Source organism: Pseudovibrio sp. JE062 (genome assembly GCF_000156235.1).
Taxonomy (GTDB): Bacteria; Pseudomonadota; Alphaproteobacteria; order Rhizobiales; family Stappiaceae; genus Pseudovibrio.
In genome coordinates this window covers 396,569-413,927 of record NZ_DS996810.1, presented here as the reverse complement: position 1 = coordinate 413,927, position 17,359 = coordinate 396,569, and the positions used below count along the sequence as shown (strand labels likewise).

19 protein-coding genes and 1 tRNA gene are annotated in these 17,359 nt (G+C 53.5%); 9 read left to right on the top strand and 11 right to left on the bottom strand.

Features of this window, described 5'->3' with window-relative positions; translation table 11 throughout:
- Positions 1–52 precede the first annotated feature (52 nt).
- Together recQ and PJE062_RS16670 are read right to left on the bottom strand one after the other, a co-directional pair.
- Complete coding sequence (gene recQ / locus PJE062_RS16675; RefSeq protein ID WP_208982357.1) at positions 53–1,879, bottom strand: DNA helicase RecQ; 1,827 nt, start codon at positions 1,877–1,879, stop codon at positions 53–55.
- A 112-nt stretch (positions 1,880–1,991) separates the two neighbouring features.
- On the bottom strand, positions 1,992–2,462 hold the full coding sequence (locus PJE062_RS16670) for a DM13 domain-containing protein (protein WP_008550249.1): 471 nt from the start codon (positions 2,460–2,462) through the stop codon (positions 1,992–1,994).
- A 368-nt stretch (positions 2,463–2,830) separates the two neighbouring features.
- Between PJE062_RS16670 and PJE062_RS16665 the strand changes: the two genes are divergently transcribed.
- From PJE062_RS16665 to PJE062_RS16650, 4 genes are all read left to right on the top strand, one after another.
- Positions 2,831–3,199 carry a group 1 truncated hemoglobin gene (locus PJE062_RS16665; RefSeq protein WP_008550142.1) on the top strand — a complete coding sequence of 123 codons (369 nt, stop codon included), beginning with the start codon at positions 2,831–2,833 and terminating at the stop codon, positions 3,197–3,199.
- A 163-nt stretch (positions 3,200–3,362) separates the two neighbouring features.
- Positions 3,363–4,220 (top strand): CPBP family intramembrane glutamic endopeptidase, encoded by an 858-nt coding sequence (locus PJE062_RS16660; RefSeq protein ID WP_008550713.1) that lies wholly within the window; start codon positions 3,363–3,365, stop codon positions 4,218–4,220.
- A 109-nt stretch (positions 4,221–4,329) separates the two neighbouring features.
- Entirely contained in the window at positions 4,330–5,610 is a 1,281-nt protein-coding gene (locus tag PJE062_RS16655) for an MFS transporter (protein ID WP_008550563.1), read from the top strand.
- A 232-nt stretch (positions 5,611–5,842) separates the two neighbouring features.
- Positions 5,843–6,976: a cystathionine gamma-lyase gene (locus tag PJE062_RS16650; protein WP_008550133.1), complete on the top strand. Its 1,134-nt coding sequence runs from the start codon at positions 5,843–5,845 to the stop codon at positions 6,974–6,976.
- A 122-nt stretch (positions 6,977–7,098) separates the two neighbouring features.
- Here PJE062_RS16650 and PJE062_RS16645 read toward each other — a convergent pair whose 3' ends face one another.
- From PJE062_RS16645 to PJE062_RS16635, 3 genes are all read right to left on the bottom strand, one after another.
- Positions 7,099–8,334, bottom strand: coding sequence for an MFS transporter (locus PJE062_RS16645; protein WP_008550366.1), 1,236 nt, complete (start codon positions 8,332–8,334; stop codon positions 7,099–7,101).
- A gap of 77 nt (positions 8,335–8,411) precedes the next feature.
- Entirely contained in the window at positions 8,412–8,816 is a 405-nt protein-coding gene (locus PJE062_RS16640) for a DUF2794 domain-containing protein (RefSeq protein ID WP_037037327.1), read from the bottom strand.
- A 472-nt stretch (positions 8,817–9,288) separates the two neighbouring features.
- Positions 9,289–9,888, bottom strand: a complete 600-nt coding sequence (locus PJE062_RS16635; protein ID WP_008550526.1) for a hypothetical protein — start codon at positions 9,886–9,888, stop codon at positions 9,289–9,291.
- Positions 9,889–10,023: 135 nt separating this feature from the next.
- Between PJE062_RS16635 and ppa the strand changes: the two genes are divergently transcribed.
- Positions 10,024–10,560: an inorganic diphosphatase gene (gene ppa / locus PJE062_RS16630; RefSeq protein ID WP_008550487.1), complete on the top strand. Its 537-nt coding sequence runs from the start codon at positions 10,024–10,026 to the stop codon at positions 10,558–10,560.
- An 82-nt stretch (positions 10,561–10,642) separates the two neighbouring features.
- Here the strand turns inward: ppa and PJE062_RS16625 are convergent, their stop codons facing one another.
- Both PJE062_RS16625 and PJE062_RS16620 read right to left on the bottom strand, forming a co-directional pair.
- Positions 10,643–11,170: a disulfide bond formation protein B gene (locus tag PJE062_RS16625; RefSeq protein ID WP_008550367.1), complete on the bottom strand. Its 528-nt coding sequence runs from the start codon at positions 11,168–11,170 to the stop codon at positions 10,643–10,645.
- A gap of 107 nt (positions 11,171–11,277) precedes the next feature.
- A complete protein-coding gene (locus tag PJE062_RS16620; RefSeq protein ID WP_008550684.1) occupies positions 11,278–11,856 on the bottom strand; it encodes a YqaA family protein in 579 nt (192 codons plus the stop codon).
- Between the two features lie 263 nt (positions 11,857–12,119).
- On the opposite strand from PJE062_RS16620, the gene PJE062_RS16615 reads away from it, so the two are divergent.
- Positions 12,120–12,204: transfer RNA gene (locus PJE062_RS16615), tRNA-Leu, on the top strand.
- A gap of 68 nt (positions 12,205–12,272) precedes the next feature.
- Here PJE062_RS16615 and PJE062_RS27100 read toward each other — a convergent pair.
- Genes PJE062_RS27100 through PJE062_RS26565 form a run of 4 tightly spaced genes read right to left on the bottom strand, consistent with a single transcriptional unit; the run spans position 12,273 to position 13,907 of the window.
- A complete protein-coding gene (locus tag PJE062_RS27100) occupies positions 12,273–12,440 on the bottom strand; it encodes a GNAT family N-acetyltransferase (protein ID WP_083793272.1) in 168 nt (55 codons plus the stop codon).
- 34 nt (positions 12,441–12,474) lie between these two features.
- Positions 12,475–12,783, bottom strand: coding sequence for a YciI family protein (locus PJE062_RS16610; RefSeq protein WP_008550331.1), 309 nt, complete (start codon positions 12,781–12,783; stop codon positions 12,475–12,477).
- 52 nt (positions 12,784–12,835) lie between these two features.
- A complete protein-coding gene (locus PJE062_RS16605) occupies positions 12,836–13,759 on the bottom strand; it encodes a site-specific tyrosine recombinase XerD (protein WP_037037324.1) in 924 nt (307 codons plus the stop codon).
- Positions 13,760–13,766: 7 nt separating this feature from the next.
- Complete coding sequence (locus tag PJE062_RS26565; RefSeq protein WP_008550317.1) at positions 13,767–13,907, bottom strand: hypothetical protein; 141 nt, start codon at positions 13,905–13,907, stop codon at positions 13,767–13,769.
- Positions 13,908–14,341: 434 nt separating this feature from the next.
- Here PJE062_RS26565 and PJE062_RS16600 point away from each other — a divergent pair, with 434 nt between their 5' ends.
- Genes PJE062_RS16600 through PJE062_RS16590 form a run of 3 tightly spaced genes read left to right on the top strand, consistent with a single transcriptional unit; the run spans position 14,342 to position 17,324 of the window.
- Positions 14,342–14,908: a shikimate kinase gene (locus tag PJE062_RS16600; protein ID WP_247643128.1), complete on the top strand. Its 567-nt coding sequence runs from the start codon at positions 14,342–14,344 to the stop codon at positions 14,906–14,908.
- On the top strand, positions 14,905–16,029 hold the full coding sequence (gene aroB / locus PJE062_RS16595) for a 3-dehydroquinate synthase (protein WP_008550535.1): 1,125 nt from the start codon (positions 14,905–14,907) through the stop codon (positions 16,027–16,029). The genes PJE062_RS16600 and aroB overlap by 4 nt, the downstream gene beginning before the upstream one ends.
- The gene (locus tag PJE062_RS16590; protein ID WP_008550296.1) at positions 16,026–17,324 is read left to right on the top strand and encodes an HlyC/CorC family transporter; all 1,299 of its coding nucleotides are present in this window, start codon (positions 16,026–16,028) and stop codon (positions 17,322–17,324) included. Before aroB ends, PJE062_RS16590 begins: the two co-directional genes overlap by 4 nt.
- The last annotated feature ends 35 nt before the right edge of the window (positions 17,325–17,359 follow it).

Sequence of the window (17,359 nt, the reverse complement as noted above, 5' to 3'; positions counted from 1 at the left end):
CAACTCATGCAAATCAGCCTTTACTAACATTCACGTTAGTGAGGGCTGATTTCTAATCTCGAATGATCTCCAGGAAGTCTGGACCGAAGCGTTCCAGTTTGGATTCGCCAACACCGGAGATCTCCAGCATCTCTTCAAGTCGCTGTGGGCGTTCCACCGCCATTTCAATCAGAGTCTTATCGTTGAAGATCACATAAGGCGGTACATTCCGCTCTCGCGCCAGCTCCATCCGCCGCGCCCGAAGTTTCTCAAACAGCTCCTGATCCGCAATGTCTTCAATCTGAGCCTTTGCCGGAGCTTTCGCCCGCCGCTCCATCTTAGCTGAGCTGGCAAGCTGATCCACCTTCAGCTCAATGGTCCGGCGTTCCTTCAAGAACTCCATGCCCAGCGCCGTCATCTTCAAAGCCCCATGCGCATCATGGTCCGCAAAGATAAGGCCTGCAGCTAACAGCTGACGGGTAATCGCGTTCCATTTGATTTTGTCGAACTCACCGCCAATGTTGAACGTCGACAGCTGGTCATGCCCGCGTGAGATGATCCGCTCACTCGCATTGCCAAGCAGAACATCAATCACATAATTCGCACCAAAGCTCTGCCCGGTACGCAAAATGCAGGACAGCAGCTTCTGTGCCGCAATAGTCCCATCCATCGTCTTCGGCGGGTTCAAACAAGTATCGCAGTTGCCACAAGGCTCGCACTCATCGCCAAAGTAGCGCAGCAGAACAGAGCGCCGACAGGTCGCCGTCTCACAGTAAGCTAAGAAAGACCGCAGCTTCTGCCGCTCAATCTGCTTCTGGTTCTCTGGGGCTTCACTCCGGTCGATCATCTGGTTCAGGAACACAACATCCTGCATGCCATAGACCAGCCACGCTTCGGACGGTAGCCCATCACGCCCAGCGCGGCCCGTCTCCTGATAATAAGCCTCAATGTTCTTCGGAAGATCCAGATGCGCTACAAACCGCACGTTGGGCTTATCAATACCCATACCAAACGCGACTGTTGCCACCATGATCAGGCCTTCTTCCTTGATGAAGCGATCCTGATTGGCCTCACGCACTGAACTATCAAAGCCCGCATGATAAGGCAGCGCGTCAAAGCCCTCATCAACCAACCATGCAGCCGTCTCCTCCACCTTCTTGCGGGAAAGGCAATAGATGATGCCACTCTCGCCAGCAGGACGCTCTTTGAGGAACCGGCGCAACTGCTGCTTCGGGTTATGCTTGATGCCCACGGTGTAGGTGATGTTAGGACGGTCAAATCCTGAGGAGATCAAACGCGATAGATTGAGCCGCTCCTGAATGTCCTTCCGCGTCGGCTCATCCGCCGTCGCAGTCACTGCCAGACACGGCACACCTTCGAGTTTCGCCCGCACATTGGTCAGCTCACGGTACTCAGGGCGGAAGTCATGGCCCCACTGGCTAATGCAATGCGCCTCATCAATGGCCAGCAGAGCAATCAACCCACGTTGGTTCAGCTCTTCCAGCAAACCAACAAACTCAGACCGCACCAACCGCTCCGGCGCCACATAAAGCAGGTCCAGCTCCCCAGCCCGCAAATCCCGATAGGCAGCCTGAACTTCATCATAGGAAAGAGCGGAGTTGATGGATGTCGCCCGCACGCCAAGTTCGCGCAGTGTCGCAATCTGGTCCTGCATCAGCGCAATCAGTGGAGAAACAACAATGCCCACCCCACGGCGACACAAAGCAGGCACCTGATAACACAGAGACTTCCCCGCCCCTGTCGGCATAAGCACGCAACAGCTCTCTCCAGCCATGACGCTATCAATCACAACCTGCTGATTGCCGCGAAATGCGTCGTAGCCGAATACTTTTTTCAGAACATCATTCGGCGAGGCAACAATATCTTGCGTGGGTGTCATGAGCAGCAGCACTTACCTGAAGAAAATGGAGAGGTAGCCTCTACCTCTACCCTTCTGACCCAACCACGCAAGAACTATCTGCCACTCGGGCACATAAACTTCGGGCCTCTGATCACCGGTACTTGGCTGCGGAGATGAACTCGCCAAAGGTTTCGCACCACACCAGCACGGTGTTGTACTTCTCGATATCAACGCCCTCTGGCACATCCAGCAGGAAACCATCAAAGGTTTTGACATCACCGATCAGAACGGAGTTGTCTTTGACCGGCAGAAATTCATCTTCGTGCTCAACAAACTCAGGAACCAGATAAACCTTGTAATCCGGCCCCGGAGCAAGACGGCCCTGATGCACGATCATGGTTGGAGAAACGCTCACCTTGCCTTCGCCCCAATGCAGGAAGTCACTGCCACGCTGGTCGCGGTTGAACTCCGCAGTGTACTGCGCATTCTGAGCTTTCTGCTCCAGCACAGCAGTTTCAGGAGAGTCCGGCGCTGTCAGGATCGGCAAGAAGTAGACCCCAAGCGCAAAGCCAACAGCCAGCACTACGGTGTGCGAAACGAGCAATGCAACAAAACGGATCATAAGAGTTCTCTCAGTCTACAGGTCAAAATCACTTGATCGCAAAAGCGATCACTTCAATTTGTCTAACAACCATGCGTTGGGAAGGCAACAAACCTACCCCTTTGTAATCAATCCCAAAATCTCAAAACACTGTGAGATGTCGTGAAAGCACTGCTCTCACTCAAAATACGTTCACTTCACATCATTCAGGCGAACCACCGAGCAGAAAAACCGAATAAATACAGTGACTTAAATTTCACAAATTCAACACTTAAAGCCGAAATCTCACTCATTTCAGCCAAATATGCAGACTTAACATTTATCAAGTAGAAATACCTAAATCCTGTTTAATCTCAGCCTTTTAACCCCCTAGGACAAAAGGCCTAATTATGAGTAACAAGACTTTGTACGAACGCCTCGGCGGCTATGACGCAATTTCTGCGGTCGTCGACAACCTGCTCCCTCGCCTTCAGAGCGATGACCTCCTCGCACGGTTCTGGCAGAACCGCGGTGAAGATGGGATCACACGCGAAAAGCAGCTACTGATTGATTATCTCGCCAACAGCGCAGGCGGACCTCTCTATTACACCGGCCGCGACATGGTCCTCACCCACAAAGGCATGGGCATCACCGAAGCTGACTGGGAGGCCTTCCTCGGCCACCTCAAAGCCACTCTGGAATCCTTCAGCCTGCCAGAGGCTGAGTTCAACGACGCAGTTGGGTTCGTCAGCAGCCTGAAAGAAGAAATTCTGGTTTAACAAGCCAAACCATTCTCAAACCAAACATCCCAGCATCTCCCGGTACACAGCCTCATCAGCTCCAGCCGGGCGATGCTTTCTGCACATTTGACTTAGCGGCAGCTTTACCTCACTCTCTAAAGCAACTCATTTTCTGCTTATTGCGACACCCAAAAGTTTCATCATGCCGCTTTCATTGAGTGCCTATCTTATTCTCGGCCTTGCCATTGCAAGCGTCCCCTTCATCACCCAACCAAGGGTGCCACTTGCTTTATTCGCGCTCTCTCTGATTTTAGCGGTGATCGCAGGCATACTAAACACAACAGGCCTCTTGCTCGTCCTCAGCTGGGCCGTGGTCAGTGCCTTCCTCTTCAAGCAAAAACACCCTGTCTGGCTCTATTATGTGATGGTCGCCCTGTTGCTGCTGGCAGGCCACCTCGTGATGAAGCACGAAGCCCCCGGTTTTCACAATCTGCAGGTTCTTTCTGATGTGAAGACCAGCCCAGATGCCGTGCCATACTCGCTGTATCTGAACTTCGATAAGGCCGCGCTCGGCTTCCTGCTGTTCCTCTTCGCCGCCCCGCGCATGCGCTCAGCAAAGGAATGGCTCCGCAGTCTGCGTATTACGCTGCTGTTCTTCATCCCAACAGCAGCCGTCCTCATCGGCGCAACCTATGCCGCCGGACTGGTGGTACTCGACCCGAAACTGGTGTCTTTCCTGCCAGTCTGGATGTTCGCCAACCTGCTGTTCACCTGCGTGGCAGAAGAGGCATTCTTCCGCCAGTTCATCATGGGTCAGATCATGGAGAAGTTGGGCCGCAGTTTCTGGGCAGGCACCGCTGCCTTGGTGATCTCCTCTCTGCACTTCGCCTACTACCATCTGGAAGGCGGCCTGCCATACGCAGCCTTCTCCTTCGTTGCAGGCCTGTTCTACGGGGCCACCTTCTGGAAATCAGGTCGCCTAGAGGCCGCCATCGCCGTCCACTTCCTCGTCAACCTCACCCACATCCTGTTCTTCACCTACCCCATGCTGGCAAAGTAAGGCAGGCCAAACACTACGCTACCTTTTCCGTAAGAGTATGCTGATAAACATTGCTGTGTAACGAGCTCCCCCCTCAAGGAGCAGAGCTATCTCGGCAAAGGGTTGTTGAATGTCCGGATCACAACAGAGGCTGCCACCCCGCTCAATCATCGCAGCAGCGAGTGGCAATGTTCTGGAGTGGTACGACTTCACCGTCTACGGCTTCCTCACCGCCACACTGGCCACCCAGTTCTTCCCGCTAGAAAACCGGGTTGCCTCCGTCCTCTCCACGTTCGCCGTGCTGGCTGTGGGCTATGCGGCACGACCGATCGGCAGTGTCATCTTCGGCCATATCGGAGACCGTGTCGGCAGAAAGGCCGCCATGATGATCTCTGTCCTGTTGATGGGCGGAGGCTCCCTCGCCATTGCGCTGCTGCCCACATTTCATCAGATCGGCATCACCGCAGCAGTTCTTCTCGTCCTGATCAGGATCATCCAGGGCATAGCCGTGGCTGGAGAATACACCGCCTCTGGCGTCCTTCTGGTAGAACAGGCAGAGCCGGAACGCCGTGCACTTACCGGCGCATGGATTGCCTGCGCAATGATCTCCGGCTGTCTCATCGGCTCAGCAGTCCCCGCTGGTATCAGCCTCTTGCTCACTGCAGATCAAATGGCAAACTGGGGATGGCGCGTAGCCTTTGCATTCGGCACACTGGTCGCCCTCTTCAGTGCAATCATCAGGCGGCACATCACTGACACTGTGCTGGTCAAAAACCAGTCAGATCAAGGCTCGCCAGTCTGGCAAAGCCTACGAGATCATTCCGCCTTGATCGGGCAGATGATCTTACTGCTCATCCCAACAGCGGTGATCTATTTCGTGATTTACGTCTATGCAGTGTCGTATCTGAGCGCCGACCCAAACTTTGGTTCATCAGCGGCTCTCAATGTCACAACGCTTAATCTGGTCGTGATGGCTCTGTTCATTCCTGTATGCGGACTTGCTGCTGACCGCTTCGGCTTACGGCCCGCCTTTCTGGCAGGAGCTGTCGCAACGTTCATTCTGGCAGGCCCATGCTGGTGGCTCATGCTCCGCCCAGACACGGCCTCAGTCTTTCTCGGCCAGTTCGGCCTCACCCTGACAAGCACAGTCGGCTGGGCACTCTCCATAACAGCCCTCACTCTGATGGCTCCGGATCATCTGCGATGCAGTGTGGTTGCTCTGGGATATAATCTGAGCATGGCCCTCTTTGGCGGCACCACCCCCATCGTTGCCACCTATCTGGTCAACCAGACCGGCAGGGATTACGCCCCCGTCTACTACATCCTCCTCGCCGTCCTCGTTTCCATCCCCATCATCTGGCGCCTCCCCAAACTCATCGCCACAACACGACTGAAGAACGCTTTGGCATAACGTTCAGCGCCTCGTGATAGAGCGAGCCGCCTATTGAAAAAACCAACGTGTTAAGCTGAAAATACGCTGCTCATCAAAGGGATGCTTTCTCCTATTTGATAGGAAGATAGACAACTCTGTAACGCGTACATTACCATCACTGTAATGACCGTTGAGCCCCCCTCATAAAGGCCAGCATAAACAACATCTCAGTGCGGAACGCGCGCTGATACGATCCAATGGGAGATTCCGCATGACACAACGCACTTCACCAAACATGGGGGAGTTCCTGCATCTGCGCGGTCAGAACCTGTCTAAGGGTGAACCGATTGCGTTACCTCTGGTGCAAAGCTCCATGTACCATCTTCCAGGATTGCCCGAAGACTTCCCAAATTACGGTCGTGTCAGCAACCCGACATGGACCCAGCTGGAACATGCTCTTGCCCATCTCGAAGCAGCGCCGTGCCTTTGCTTTCCATCCGGAATGGCAGCAATTTCAGCAGCCCTCTTCGCAACGCTCAAAGCAGGTGATCGGTTACTGGTCCCGGCAGATGGCTACTATGTGACCCGCATCCTTTCCAGCCAGTTTCTGGCAAAGTTTGGCGTTGAGGTCGTTGAGCGGACCACCGCGGAATTCACGAAAGGCGGCTTTGAGGGGTTTAGCGTTGTATTTCTGGAAACGCCCTCAAATCCGGGCCTCGACCTACTGGATATGTCAGCAGTTGCGTCTGCCGTGCGCGCCGCAGGTGGCATCACTATCTGTGACAACACAACTCTGACGCCGCTTGGCCAGCGTCCACTGGATTACGGGATAGATATCGTTGTTTCCTCAGACACCAAATCCATGGCCGGTCATTCAGACGCTCTCATGGGCCATGTCGCCACTCGAAATCCTGAAATCTTCAATGCTGTCGAAGAGTGGCGCAAGTTTTCCGGCTGCATTCCCGGCCCGCAAGAAGCATGGCTGTTGCATCGTGGTCTGGAAACGCTGGATGTGCGTTATGATCGGATGTGTAACTCTGCGGCCCTTCTTGCAGAACGCCTTGCAAAGCACCCTGCAGTCAAATCCATCCGCTTCCCGGGCTTGGAAAACGACCCAGCCCACGCATTGGCCAAAACTCAACAAATACGATTTGGCTTCCTGATCTCCTTCACCCTTGAGACAGAGGCTCAGGCTGAAGAGTTCATCAACTCATGTGCACTCCTGCGTCCTGCCACCTCCTTTGGTGGAGTTCACAGCTCAGCAGAACGCCGCGCCCGCTGGGGAGACGCAGTAGATCCTGCCTTCATCCGTTTGTCCGTGGGGTGCGAGCCAGTAGAAGAACTCTGGCAAGCCTTCTCAGAAGCCCTTGAGCGTGTCTCAAAAGAGCGGGCAGTCAGTTCATGACGTCAGCCTCTTAGACGGCCCAAACACAATCAGACCTTCGCTGTCAAACGAACCATTCGTAAAAGACAGCGAAGAAACCTCCAATTCAGCCAATGCTGACAGGCGAAATTAAGCACCTACCCCTAATCCAATGCACGAATATCCGGCTGGCGCCATAAAACGAAAATGAGGCCCAGCGCGATGGCGAAGCAGGTGATGCCGGCGATGAATACGCCGTGGATGTTGGCTGTCATCAACGAGGCACCGGCAATAGCAAGGATGAACTGTCCGCCTGTTGAGCTTGAAATGGTGATACCCATAATCCAGCCCTGCTCGCTTTCATCAACAGCAGCAGAAAACAGAGAAAACATAAGCGGCAGGGTCAATGCAAAGGCCGCAACGATGGGCACTGTCAGGAAGTAAGACAGCCACGCCACGTCGTTCACGGTAAAGACCAGCAGCCCGACACCCATCACAGTCACGCTCACAACAATGGTCGCCACCTTCGAAAAGCGCTGCGATATCGGCCCCACCAAAAGCGAACTGACAAGCGCCAGAACAGATCCGAAAATAATCATGAGAATGCTGTTCTGCAGGGTATCGAACCCAAAGCGCAGCACCATGTAGTTGTTAAGGTAGATGTAAAAGGCACTCAGCCCCACCTCGACAAAGAGAAACACAGCACACAACTTCAGGATTGTTGGCCTTGAATGCGCCCGCCAAAGAACGAGGAACACCTCCGACAGGCCAAAATCTATCTTGCGCCGCGTCTGATTTGTCTCCTCAAAGAAAATAATGATCAGAACAATGTTGATCAGGATCAGCACCAGCGCTGCATAAAACGGTAGTTCAAGCGACGCATAACTGCCCATGATCGAAGGATCACTGAGCGTTCCTGCAAACAGCGGCCCAATGATCAAGCCAAGGGCAATGGCCGCCGTCACATAGCCCATATTGCGGTTTCTCTCTGCACTTGTGGTGCTGAGATCAACAAGAGCCGCCTGCGCAATTGGCTGATTGCCAGCAGAGAAACCAGTGATCGCACGCGCCAGCACCAGCAAAGCCAGATTGGACCAAAGCAGCGCAACAACAGCCAGCCCGTATCCGAACAAAGCGCCAAACAGGCAAACAAGAATGGCCTTCTTACGCCCGATGTAGTCTGAAAGCTTGGAGATATAAGCGCCGCCAAAAAACCAGCTGATGTAGAACGCCGCCGTCAAAAGGCTGAAATCAATCTCCCGGATAGCTAGGGAATCTCCACGGGGAACAAAGGTACTGCCCGGCACCATCACGAGGGTGTTGACGATCGGAAAGATCATCCCTTGCCCCATAACATCCACGAGGACAAGGAGAAGCAATGCAAATCGAGACCAACCCATCGCTTCACGCCTTTCGCGCTTCACATCAGCAACTGCTCACCGGCGACACCAGCATCCTCAGACAGCAGAACCGTAGATCACTCCACCACACGCAAATGCTTTTTCTTTTCAAGCACTTTGAGCACGTTGGCCAGATCGTGGCCGCGCTTGAGGATCATGCCGCCGGCGCCAACAACGCAGTAGGCGCCTTGTTTGCGGGCAAGTTTGGGGTCTTTTTCAATTCGGTAAAGCGGCATTTCGCTGGAGCGGCGGAAGATGGCGAAGATCGCCTTGTCTGTTCCGTGGCCAATGGCGTAATCGCGCCACTCGCCACTGGCAACCATGCGTCCGTATAGCCTGAGGATCTGATCGAGTTCCGTTCGATGAAAAGCAACTATCGGTTTCGGGAGGTTCGGTTTTCGTTTAACGGCAGTGCTGTTTGAGCCACCATCAAGAGAGCGAACGCTCCCCGACACTATTGCAATATCATCCCCTTCACTCATGAAGGCCTCCCGCGTTCAGATCCTGTGGTCAGGCACCCGCTGGAAAGACGAAGCTCAGCTCCCTCATCCGCGTTTGCACCGGGGCAATCTGGCTGAACACGCAGCGTGATTTTGGAAATCAGCGACATACTTCAAGCCATCGACAAACCCATTTTACCACATAATCCGTCCATCCTGCGGCAAAGCCTGAAAGAACGCAAGTCAGGCACTTTTTGTTGCCCGGCAAAGGTACCCCTCAGAATTAGGAGTACACGCTAAAATTGTCACAGTAGTTTCTCTATTTTGCCCCAATTGGGTCATTGAGGAGCCACGAATGCCAGCCAAATTATCGTTGTTGCCCAAGCAGGTTCGGTTCTGTGGAGCTGTGGTGATGACTCTCACCCCTACCCCCCATTGACCCACTCGTCACAGTGCTGAAGGAGAACCGAACCGCTTCCCCCTACAACTTATTGCTGCGAGAAATCGCGGGGTCTTATTCAGTGAGGCCGAGGGAAAGACCACCACCTCCAAGTAGTTTCGGCTGGCTTGTACAATCCCATATGCCCGCCAGAAGTCCGGCAGCATCGCGCGCCAGCTTGTTCGCATCCTTGGCAGAGCGCGCATCCACGTAGCCGATGTGGCAAGTCTTGCCCTGCCCCAACTGCGTAATCACCAGCACCTGCCCGCGATAAAACCCATCCGCATCCGCTTTTTCAGCACCTGCAACATCCGCCGGAATATCCGTGTGCCACCGCAAAATAGTCGCCACAGGCTCGCCGCCCTCCAGCACCCACTCGATGGTAGTGCCGAGCCGGTTCCACGGGCTCAGGCCCTGCGTGGCCGCAGGCTCGTCCTGCGCCGTATCACCAAAACTGACGAAGAACCGCAGGTCGCCTTCAGCCACATACACGGGGATACCGTTATACCCCTGACACATCCACACAGCAGAGCCTTCTGCAGTATCAGAGGTCACTTCCTGAAGCTCGCAAGTCTCATTCAAATCAAGGGTGGAATAAACACTCTCAGCCCAAGCCTGACTGCACATAAAAATTCCGGTCATGGCAACAATGAGGAACTGAAAATTCTTCAACATTAAGCACCCACTTATCCCAGAGTTATTCGTCAGAAATTACTTGGACGAATTACGCAAGCTCAACAGCGAAATATATCTTGCAAGACGCCGGTGCCCCTGTAATACAGGCAGCAAATGAAATTGGAGTATACATAAATGCGTATCGATCGTATTCCCGTCGGTAAGAACCCGCCTGAGGACATCAATGTTATTATTGAAGTTCCGGTTGGCGGTGAGCCGATCAAATACGAGATGGAAAAAGAATCCGGCGCAATGTACGTCGATCGCTTCCTCTACACCCCTATGCGTTATCCAGGCAACTACGGCTTCGTCCCACACACCCTGTGCGGTGATGGCGACCCAATCGACGTTGTTGTTGTGAACCAGCGTCCAATCGTTCCAGGCGCTGTCATGAGCTGCCGTCCGATCGGCGTTCTGATCATGGAAGACGAGTCCGGCCAGGATGAAAAGATCATTGCTGTCCCAAGCAGCAAGCTGACCCGTCGTTACGAGTCCGTACACACCATCGAAGACCTGCCTGAAATCACCATCAAGCAGATCGAACACTTCTTCGAGCACTACAAAGATCTGGAGCCGAACAAGTGGGTGAAGATCACCGGCATTCACGGTGCTGAAGAGGCAAAGCGCCTCATCGTAGAAAGCATCGAGCGCTACGGTAAAGAAGAAGGCTAAGCCCTCTTTCTTTCAAGCCTACAAAAAAGCCCGGGGTTGCGTAGAGCCCCGGGCTTTTTTCATATCATCAGTACGCTGAAACTTACTGCTTGCGTGGCAGCACCAGACCGCACACGGCAATGATGCTCATGGCAGTCGCGTAAATCACGTTCAGGCCAGCAAACGACAGGCCGAAGATGCGGAACTGTGCAACAGAGCAGCTCACCACTTTAGTAGTTGCAAGGCTCTGCAGCATATTCGCAGCGGAACCCAGCTCCATGCTGCCGCCAGCTGCACAGTCGTTCGGGCCAAGCCAAAGTTCCCACTCTGCGCCAGCCTGATAGAAGCCAACACCGCCGCCATACAGGAAGCCACCAGTCGCACCCAGCAGCGCCAGCACGGAAACCCAGCGCAGCTTCTCGGTACGGGTGAAGATCAGCGCCAGAATACCCAGCACCAGACCAGCATAATAAGGGTTACGCTGAATGAGACACAGCGGGCATGGCTTGAAGCCACCAATAAGCTCAAAACCCCACGCAGTTGCCAATGCAGTAGCACTTCCCAGTGTCACCAGCGCAGCACCAGAGGTGAGCGGGTCTTTCAGAAGCAGCGCAAAAAAGCGTCCTAGCATTTCCAGTTAACCTCTCCGGCAAGCTTCCGAAAACCCTCTGTCTCCGGCAAACCCGCACGATCACAACGAACAAGGCGGCTGTTGCGTCTCACAAAAACGCCAGCGGCCTAGATAAACTTTATCAGAGCGAAGCCACCCAGCAGCAGCACCACAAACACAGTGAACACCAGCGCAAGCCGCTTCTCGATGAAATCCCGAATAGCCGGGCCAAACAGGTACAGCAATCCTGCAACCACAAAGAAACGGATACCGCGCGAGACGATGCTCGCCACGATGAACACTGGAAGATTCAGAGCAAAAACGCCACTCGCAATAGTAATTACTTTGTACGGAAATGGCGTCAAACCAGCGATAAACACGAACCACCAGCCCCAATCATCAAAGATCTGAGCAAACTGGTCGAATTTATCCATGTAGCCGTAGAATGCGAGGATGGGTTTCGCCACTTCCTCAAACAACACCGCACCAATCAGATACCCCAGCAAACCACCAAGCACGGAAGCAATGGTGCACAGACCGGCATAAAACCACGCCCGATGACGCTTGCTCACGCACATTGGAATAAGCAGCAGATCTGGCGGTAGCGGAAAAACGGAGCTCTCGGCAAAAGCAACTGCGCTCAATGCATGGGGTGCACGCGGTCCGGCAGCAAGAGAAAGGGTCCAGTCATAAAGGCGACGCAGCATAAGTCAGCAGTGCTCCAAACAATCAATCATTCAATCGAAGAATACAGTTCATTTCACCGTGCGGTAACATTCAACAACGGCCCCACGCTGGAGTCCTACCCCAATCAACTGCAGCAATCACAGGAATATGGCTGGAAATGTGATCTCACCCTTTTTATCCCCCGTAAATATATATGATAACAGGTACACAAATGCTGTGGTTAGCTGAATCAAAATATTGACGCCACACCCCATCTCGATATATTTCGCCCTTACCAACCGTTGCCCCTGTGGCGGAACTGGTAGACGCGTCGGATTCAAAATCCGATTTCTTCGGAAGTGCCAGTTCGAGTCTGGCCAGGGGCACCACTCTTCTCTCCCAAAAATTCAGACGCTTTTATTCAACGCCACACGTGCGTGTTGTGACGAGTTTTCGCCTACAGCACAATCTCCATGTTCCTGTGTTTGATATCTGCCTCAACATACTCAGCGCCATAAGGCTTGAAGCCCAACTTCTCATAGAAGCCAAGCGCATGTACCTGGGAACCTAAACGTACACGTTCTGCATCACCGCTTTCACGTACAGACTCAACGATATACTTGATAAGATGGGTGTGAACATTTTGAAATTAAAGAGCCTTATGCCTCTTCAAGCTTCTGCGCTTTCATAGATGGCCGGAACTCTGTCACCGTATAGGTAGCAACTGACTGCTGGTAGAATGGGTCTTTGGTCAGAAGCTCTTCAAGCAATTCACGGCTTTCAGCCGTGGCGATAATCACTCCACCAGATCTGGGAACTTTAGGACCAGAGGCGATAAACCGCCCGGCTTTGTATTGCTCCTCTAAGAACGCCACATGGCCTTCTAGCAATGGTTCAATTTGATCAATGTTCGCTGTGTAATGAAGGTCAACAACAAAGACATTCTGACTATTCGGAATTAAAGGCATAGCTCACTCAATAATTAATTTTTGCGTATTGTAGGGCTTGGTCAGATATCACTCACGCCAACGGATGATGGTCTTCCACGAGCTTTTGCAGGCGCTCTTCCAGGACGTGGGTGTAGATCTGGGTGGTGGAGATATCTGCGTGGCCGAGCAGTTGTTGCACCACGCGAAGGTCTGCACCGTTCTGTAACAGATGCGACGCAAAGGCGTGACGCAGCACGTGGGGGGAAACCTTGTTGCGGTCGATGTCCGCTTCCAAAGCCAGCGCTTTCAGATCACGCCCAAACGCCTGTCGCGTAAAATGTCCGCTCTCACCGTGGGACGGAAACAGCCACACACTGTCTGCATACGCGCCAACTGCAGCACGCAAGCGCACATACTCAACCATGGCAGACTGCGCCCGGGGGGATAGCGGAACAGCGCGTTCCTTTCCGCCCTTGCCTTTCACGGTGATCAGACGGCTGTCACGGATCGCAGCAGAAACTGGCAGAGAAACAAGCTCGGAAACGCGAAGCCCTGTGGCGTACAAAACTTCCAGCAGAGTGTAGATGCGCGCAGCTCTGATCTGCTTGGCATCACTATCATGCGTGATATTAGCTAACTCTTCGGCCTTACCAATCAGCCGATCCACCTCTTCCTCGCTCAAAACACTCGGCAAAGTCGCGGCTTTCCGCGGAGAAGCAACAGTTCGCGTCGGATCATCATCGCGAATATCCTCCGCATAGCAGAACTGATAGAACTGGCGCAGAGCAGAAAGACGACGCGCCTGAGAGGACGCAGCAAACCCGCGATCTGTCAGATCAGAGAGGTAGGCGCGAACATCTGTCACCTGCACAGCGAGCAGATCAACACCTTGCGTAGTCAGGAAACTATCAAAATCTTCCAGATCGGTTCGGTAGCTTTCCAGCGTGTTGAACGCACTCACGCGCTCAACGCTTAGCATTTCAAAAAAGCGTTCAGTCTCAAGAGTTCGACGCATAAAAAGCCTATTCGAAGCCTTCCTTTTGAATTTCGACGATAATTTCGCGTGGCTCCGGCTCAACATAGCTGACGAGCAGGTACATGCTCAGCACAGCGCCCGTAACGATCAAACCTATGATAGACAGCAATCGCGTCAATGTTGGCATGGCAGAACCGGATGCTCCCGTATAACTTGACCGCGCATCTCCGAAAAGTGGTCGCCGGTTTTCGGATAAAGCTACGCGACACGATAAGGTTTTGAAGCATTTCACTCTCATGCTTCAAGTCACCCCGAAAGAGGTGGGGTGTAGCAGTATACTTTACAATCAAAAATAGACCGTTTCACTGTGCAGGTTCAACCCAAAGGCACTCCGTGTACCGCCTATTTCGCGATATCCTCTCAGTGCAGGATCCACACCCCGCACATTCTGTAGAAAAGTAACCGTTAAATCCTATCAAACACACTTAGCCTAGAACCTTGACAGGACACTGTGTGATAATGTCAAAGCGTAAGTAAGAGTAGATGAATCGGCGAGGGCGTGGCGTGACTTCAAACGACACAAAGTCAGACAAAAAACGTCAACGGCAGCAAAATATTTTAATGCGCCTGGGCAATAAGCCGATTGTACTTGTTGGCATTATGGGATGTGGCAAATCCACTGTGGGACGCCGTCTGGCTCAATATCTCTCTCTCAACTTCGTTGATGCAGATTCAGAGATTGAAAAAGCAGCAGATCGTTCTATTTCAGAGATATTCGCTGAACATGGTGAAAGCTATTTTCGGCAAGGTGAAAAGCGTGTCATCGCACGTCTGCTGGACGAAGGACCACAAGTCCTCGCGACAGGCGGCGGTGCCTTCATCAATGAAGAAACACGCTCCCGCATCAAAGAAAAGGGCATCTCCATCTGGATGAAGGCTGAGCTGCCTGTCATCATGACCCGCGTGCGCAAGCGCCCGACCCGGCCATTGCTGCAAACCGCGGATCCTGAGGCAACCATGCAAAAGCTGATGGATGAGCGCTATCCGATCTACGAAGAAGCGGACATGACAATCTGGTCACGCGATGTGACCCATGAAGCTGTGATGGAAGAAATCCTGATCGCTCTTGAAAAAGGACTACCGCCTCTGACCGATGAGGCATCTGAAAATAATGAGGTTGGAAAGTGACAGAAGAGAATAAAGCCACAGTCGTCAATGTTGAACTCGGCGACCGTAGCTATCCAATCCTCATTGGCCGCAATCTGCTTGAACGCGCCGGAGAAGAAATCTCCAATCGCCTCCCCGGCTCCAAAACAGTCATCATCACGGATGAGACCGTAAAGAAGCTCCACCTCAAAACGCTGGAAGAAAGCTTTCAGGCAACAGGTGTTGAGTACAGCACGCTTGTTGTACCAGCGGGTGAAAAAACCAAACGCTTCGAAATCTTCGAGCGCCTCTGTGATGACATCCTCGCTCTGCGTCTTGAGCGCGGCGATGCTGTTGTTGCCTTAGGTGGCGGTGTTGTCGGCGATCTCTCTGGTTTTGTCTCTGGTGTTGTTCGCCGTGGCATGAAGTTTGTGCAGATCCCAACCACACTGCTCGCACAGGTCGACAGTTCCGTTGGCGGCAAAACCGGCATCAACTCCCGCCATGGCAAAAACCTGCTTGGCGTCTTCCACCAGCCCGCTCTGGTTCTAGCGGATACGTCCGTTCTGGACACTCTGAGCCCACGTGATTTCCGCGCAGGCTATGCAGAGGTGGCCAAATACGGCCTGATCAATGATCCGGAGTTCTTCGAATGGCTGGAGAGCAACTGGGAAGGTATCTTCGCTGGTGGGCCTGAACGAGAACACGCAGTCGCACATTCCTGTCGCGCCAAAGCAGCTGTTGTTGCTGCGGACGAACTGGAATCCGGCAACCGGGCACTGCTCAATCTCGGCCACACCTTCGGCCACTCGCTGGAAGGTGCTGTCGCCTATGAGACTGAACGACTGGTGCACGGAGAAGGCGTTTCCATCGGCATGGTACTGGCCCATGAATTTTCTGAGCAGCTTGGCCTGTGCCCGGCAGAAGACACCAAACGTGTCATCGCGCACATGGAAGCTGTTGGCCTGCCAACCCGCATTGATCAAATCCCTGGGCAGTTACCGCCAATTGATACTTTTATGGACCTAATCGCACAGGACAAAAAAGTAAGTCGCGGTCAGCTCACTTTTATCCTTACAAAAGGGATCGGCACTTCCTATGTCGATAAAACTGTAAGCGCGGAACCCCTCCGCGCGTTTCTTGAGGAGAAACTCGGCAAATGACGGACTACGCTTTTTGGGCTTCCGTTGTCGCAATTGCAATTTTGCTCGTCCTATCGGGCTTTTTTTCCGGGTCGGAAACGGCCCTGACCGCTGCATCACGCGCCCGCATGCATGCGCTGGTTAAATCCGGGAATAAAAGAGCGTCCATTGTTGCAGGACTGATCGAGTTCAGAGAGCGCCTCATCGGCGCCCTGCTGCTTGGCAACAACCTGGTCAACATTCTGGCATCCGCACTGGCAACCTCCCTGTTCCTGAAGCTTTTCGGTGACGCAGGTGTAGCTTACGCCACATTGGTCATGACCTTGATGGTTCTGATCTTTTCAGAGGTGCTGCCAAAGACATGGGCGATCGCCAACGCAGAAAAATTCGCACTCAGCGTGTCTCCGGTCGTTCGTGTACTGGTCATCGTCTTCGGGCCGATTGTTGCTGCAATCGAGGTGATTGTTCGTCTCGTTCTGCGCATTTTCGGCATTCGCATCGATGAGTCCACCGCTGTGCTGTCCGCTCACGAAGAGCTGCGCGGCACGCTGGACCTTCAGCATAAAGAAGGCGGATTGATCAAAGCGGACAAAGACCGTATCGGCGGCCTGCTGGATCTGGCGGAGCTTGAAGTCTCTGACGTCATGGTCCACCGCACCAAGCTGTTTGCGCTCAACGCGGACCTGCCACCGGAAGAGCTGGTGGAAGAAGTGCTGGCCAGCCCGTTCACCCGTATTCCGCTGTGGCGCGATGATCCGGACAACATGGTCGGCCTGCTCCACGCCAAAGACGTTCTGCGCGCAATCGCAAACCTCAAAGGCGACATGGCGCGGTTTGAGCTGGACAAGGTCATGAGCCCGCTGTGGTTCGTACCGGACACCACCAGCCTCCAGAACCAGCTCAACGCCTTCCTGAAGCGCAAAACTCACTTTGCCCTCGTCGTAGACGAGTACGGCGAAGTGATGGGCCTCGTCACGCTGGAAGACATTCTGGAAGAGATCGTCGGTGAAATCGCAGACGAACACGATATCGAACTGCCAGGCCTCAAACCTCAGGCAGATGGTTCCGTCATCGTCGAAGGCTCAGTCCCGATTCGAGATCTCAACCGCGCAACCGATTGGAACCTGCCAGACGACGAAGCAACCACCATCGCTGGTCTGGTTATTCACGAAGCCAAGATGATCCCTGAAGAGCGTCAGATCTTCACCTTCCACGGCTTCCGCTTCACAGTTCTGAGCCGGGAAAAGAACCGCATCACGCGTCTGCGCATGATGGCGCTCAACCCACTTCAGGACGCGAAGAAAGCATCCAAATAAAAATGGGCCCTGCGGGGCCCATTTCTGTCTCTGCG

Bases quoted from the DNA above. Each gene is read 5' to 3' on its own strand.
- recQ (WP_208982357.1), bottom strand. From the start codon at position 1,879: ATGACACCCACGCAAGATATTGTTGCCTCGCCGAATGATGTTCTGAAA.
- PJE062_RS16670 (WP_008550249.1), bottom strand. From the start codon at position 2,462: ATGATCCGTTTTGTTGCATTGCTCGTTTCGCACACCGTAGTGCTGGCT.
- PJE062_RS16665 (WP_008550142.1), top strand. From the start codon at position 2,831: ATGAGTAACAAGACTTTGTACGAACGCCTCGGCGGCTATGACGCAATT.
- PJE062_RS16660 (WP_008550713.1), top strand. From the start codon at position 3,363: ATGCCGCTTTCATTGAGTGCCTATCTTATTCTCGGCCTTGCCATTGCA.
- PJE062_RS16655 (WP_008550563.1), top strand. From the start codon at position 4,330: ATGTCCGGATCACAACAGAGGCTGCCACCCCGCTCAATCATCGCAGCA.
- PJE062_RS16650 (WP_008550133.1), top strand. From the start codon at position 5,843: ATGACACAACGCACTTCACCAAACATGGGGGAGTTCCTGCATCTGCGC.
- PJE062_RS16645 (WP_008550366.1), bottom strand. From the start codon at position 8,334: ATGGGTTGGTCTCGATTTGCATTGCTTCTCCTTGTCCTCGTGGATGTT.
- PJE062_RS16640 (WP_037037327.1), bottom strand. From the start codon at position 8,816: ATGAGTGAAGGGGATGATATTGCAATAGTGTCGGGGAGCGTTCGCTCT.
- PJE062_RS16635 (WP_008550526.1), bottom strand. From the start codon at position 9,888: ATGTTGAAGAATTTTCAGTTCCTCATTGTTGCCATGACCGGAATTTTT.
- ppa (WP_008550487.1), top strand. From the start codon at position 10,024: ATGCGTATCGATCGTATTCCCGTCGGTAAGAACCCGCCTGAGGACATC.
- PJE062_RS16625 (WP_008550367.1), bottom strand. From the start codon at position 11,170: ATGCTAGGACGCTTTTTTGCGCTGCTTCTGAAAGACCCGCTCACCTCT.
- PJE062_RS16620 (WP_008550684.1), bottom strand. From the start codon at position 11,856: ATGCTGCGTCGCCTTTATGACTGGACCCTTTCTCTTGCTGCCGGACCG.
- PJE062_RS16610 (WP_008550331.1), bottom strand. From the start codon at position 12,783: ATGCCTTTAATTCCGAATAGTCAGAATGTCTTTGTTGTTGACCTTCAT.
- PJE062_RS16605 (WP_037037324.1), bottom strand. From the start codon at position 13,759: ATGCGTCGAACTCTTGAGACTGAACGCTTTTTTGAAATGCTAAGCGTT.
- PJE062_RS26565 (WP_008550317.1), bottom strand. From the start codon at position 13,907: ATGCCAACATTGACGCGATTGCTGTCTATCATAGGTTTGATCGTTACG.
- PJE062_RS16600 (WP_247643128.1), top strand. From the start codon at position 14,342: ATGCGCCTGGGCAATAAGCCGATTGTACTTGTTGGCATTATGGGATGT.
- PJE062_RS16590 (WP_008550296.1), top strand. From the start codon at position 16,026: ATGACGGACTACGCTTTTTGGGCTTCCGTTGTCGCAATTGCAATTTTG.